Genomic DNA, 3,536 nt, shown 5'->3' on the forward strand with positions numbered 1-3,536 from the left:
CGGCCCCACGTTCTCCATCTTTCCCTGCCCGCGCGCCTCGGCCACGTTCACGGGGTCCACGCGCACGTCGCCGCGCGGGTAGATGCGGTCCGCCTGGTTGAGCTTCTGGATCAGCTTGAGCGCCTCGTACTGCCAGGGCAGCGACGAGTCCGGCCGGACGGCCTCCAGCGCCTGCTCGCTGCTCCACATCAGGTTGTGCAGCAGCATCAGGTCGCGGTTCACGTCGATGACGGCCGATTCGTCGTGCCGGTGCGCGAACTCCTCGGCCGTGCCGCCGCCCGTGGCCGCGCTGGCCTGCTCCAGGATCTCCTCCGGCGACGGGCGCCCGCCCGCCTGCGCGCCCTGCGCCTCGCCCGCATGCTCCTCGTGCCCGGCGCCCCCGCCGCTGGACTCCACGAACGTGGGCAGCTCCGCGCCCTGCGACTGCACGGCATCCGCCTCGCGGACGTAGATCTGCTCGCCCACGATGGCCCGCAGCCGCGCCTGGTGCTGCGCGATCTCCAGGGCCCGCGACGTGAGCGCCTCGCGCGACAGGCCCGGCCGCTCGCGCTGCAGCCGCTCCGTCATCATGATGATCATCCGCTGGCTCATCAGCGGGTCCTTGGGCAGCTCGGCGGGCAGGCCCACGTCGGTGTTGACCTGGTCCATCTCGTCCGGCCGCGCGATGCGGATGATGCGCGTGCGCGACACGCTTTCCCCCGGCCCCGTGACGTTGTTGCGGTCGCGGGCCACGGCGCGGATGTGCATCATGTCGCCCGGCTGCAGCCCCAGGGCCGCGAGGTCGATGACGAGCTCGCCCGTGGCCGTCTTCCCCGCGCGGTCCACGCGGCCGAACGCCCAGTCGCCCTCCTTGAACTCGTACGACTCGCCACTGCCGCTGCTGTGCGTCCAGTGCAGGTCGAAGTTGCCCAGGCCGTAGTCGTCCGCGGCGGTGGCGCGCAGGGTCACGCGGCCCGTGGCGCCGGCCAGGATCATGTCCTCCGCCGGCGCCACGAGCGCCACGTCCGGCGCCTGGTCCGGCAGGGGGACGAGGGGGACGACGCGGCGATCGACCACGCCGCCCTCCGCCATGGCCTCCAGCGACAGGCCGCGCGCGTCGGCGGGCATGGTGTACTCCACGACCCACTCCTCGCCCGTGCGGCGCACGCCCAGCGCCGCCCCGCCGATGGCCGCCGCCCGCACGCCGTCCCAGCGGTCCGGAAAGCGGCTGCGCAGGCGGATGACGCTCCCCGGCAGCGCCGTGATGGACTCGTCGCCGCGGCCTTCCTGCGTGGCCAGGCCGCTGTACGCCGGCGGCTGCACGGTCCAGCGCAGCTCGTCGAACAGGGGCATGGGCGGCGTCTCCACCGCCGGCAGCGTCTCGGCGCGCACCTCTTCCCACTTGCTGGCGTACGCGTCCTTCGGATTGGTCCAGCGCGCCCACGCCTCCGCCGCCGCGGACGGAAAGACGAGCGCGAACAACCCGGTGACGACAATGGCGGATGCCAGGATGATCCCCGGCACCTTGACCCGCGCGGGCGCCACGCCGCGGACGTCCGTGGCCTGCATCCGCCGCTCCGCCTCGGCGACGAACGCGCGGCCCACGACGCCATCCGGCATCCCGTCCGCGAGGTCGAACGCCGTCAGCAGGCGGTTCTCCAGCGTGGGGATGCGCTCCTCGGCCAGGAGTGCGAAGCGGCGCGGCGGCGGCGGATTGAGGACGCGGTAGATGGCGAACGCCGCCACGCCGCCCCCCAGCAGGATCGGCAGCCAGCGCAGCGTCTCGCGCAGCACGGCGCGGAGGGGGATGAGCAGATCGACGAGGACGAGCAGGATGGCGCTCGCGGCGAGCAGCGCGGGCGCCCAGGCGAGCGCGCGCAGCAGCACGGAGCGGCGCCACGCGGCGCGCACCCCGCCGATCAGGCGCTCGGAGGGCGCCCGCAGCGGCCGCCCGGCGACGGTCGGCGGCGTCTGGACCAGTGTGCTCATGAGCGGATCCTGCGCATCAGCGGTACGGCTTCCGTCGGTAAGTCGAAAATCGTGCAGTCAGGGCGATCCCCAGCCCCGGCGATTGAAATCGCGGCACCGAAAACGTGATGTCGGCCTTCGCCGACGGGTCCGGGCACGGCGCAGTGCCGTGCGTCAGACCAGGCTTCCCGCGGCGCCTACGGCGCGGAGCCGATTCCCCGCCCCGACCCGCAGTTCTCCCCCTCCCCCGCGAAGCGGGGGCAGGGGGCCGGGGGGAGGGGGCCCTCCGCGCGCGCGACACACCTCGCCATCGTGCACGGACTGGGTTCTCCCCTCTCCGCGAGGAACGAGCGGGGAGGGGCCGGGGGAGGGGCGGGCTGCTGCCGGCACGATCCCGACTTCCCTGCCCCGAAATCCCGATCCCTCGCCTCTCGTCTTTACCCCACGCGCCGCCGCCGGTACGCCAGCAGCGTCTCCACGAGCGCGATCAGCAGCGCGGCGACGAGCACCCATCGACCCAGCGCCACGCCGGCCTCCGACGCGCCCACCGCGCTGGCGGCAACGGCGGCCGGCCCGCGGCCGCGCAGCAGCGCCACGGCGCCGGGATCCAGCGGACGCGCGTCGGACGCGCTGGGCATCGACGGCGCGCAGCCGCGGGCCAGGCGCGCGAGGGCGGCGGGGTACTCGGCCTGGTACGGCAGGTCTCCGCCCTCCAGCTCCGCGCCCACGAAGACCACGCATCCGCTCCCCAGCGGCCTTGCGACGGCGGCGGGACGGCCGTCCTCCCACGCGGCCACGGTTCGCGCGCCCTGCGCCGGGGCGCCGGCCTGCACGCGTCCCGCCGCGCCCGCCAGCTCCAGCTCCGCGCCGAACCACATCGACCCGCCGCTGTTCTCCGCCACGCCGTACCCGCCCGTCCACGGCAGCGCGGACCGCAGCTCGTTCGTGGCGGCGGCGGGCGTGACGACGACCGTGGCGCCGGCCCGGGCGCGCTCCAGCAGCTGATGTGCGGTGGCCGCGGACGGCGCCTCCATCACCAGATACACCGAAGCGCCCACCGGGAGCGGCGCCTGCGGGTTGGCGCGGCCGCCCTCCAGGCCCGCCGCGCCCAGCGCCGCGGCAGCGAATCCGCCGCCCGATGCCGACAGCGTCAGCGCCGTCCGCGCGGGCGCGCCCGCATCGGCCGAGTCCGCCGCCGGGGGGGCGAGCGGCACGCGCGCGAGGTCCACGACGCCGGGCCACGCCGCGCGGCGCAGGGGCGCCAGGCCGGGCGTCCACCCGGCGTCGGCCAGCGCGGAGATCATCCGCACGCGCACGCTGTCCGCGCCGTGCAGGGCCTGCGCGCTGGCGGGGATGGCGCGCAGCGCGGCCGCGTAGTCCGACGGGTGGTTGGAAGGATTCGCCGTCAGCAGCGAGTCGAACAGCGCGGCGGTGACCTGGTGGCGCGGCACGCGGACGGCGGAGGTGTCGAACATCACGAGCTCGCCGCGCGCGGTGCCGTCCCCCGCCAGCAGGTCGCGCCGCGCCTGGCCCACGGCCGTGCGCCAGCCGTCGCCGCGCATGGCCGCGCCGCGATCCAGGAGGACGAC

Annotated in this window: 1 protein-coding gene and 1 pseudogene; both read right to left on the reverse strand. The window is 75.7% G+C overall.

Annotation, left to right across the window (positions count from 1 at the left end; genetic code table 11):
* Positions 1-1,968 (reverse strand): hypothetical protein (locus VFZ20_RS28330; protein WP_329687330.1); only part of this gene is annotated, 1,968 nt, incomplete at its 3' end.
* A gap of 416 nt (positions 1,969-2,384) precedes the next feature.
* Positions 2,385-3,536 (reverse strand): annotated as a pseudogene (locus tag VFZ20_RS28335) (hypothetical protein); the annotation flags it as partial.

The organism is Longimicrobium sp. (genome assembly GCF_036280135.1).
Classification (GTDB): domain Bacteria; phylum Gemmatimonadota; class Gemmatimonadetes; order Longimicrobiales; family Longimicrobiaceae; genus Longimicrobium.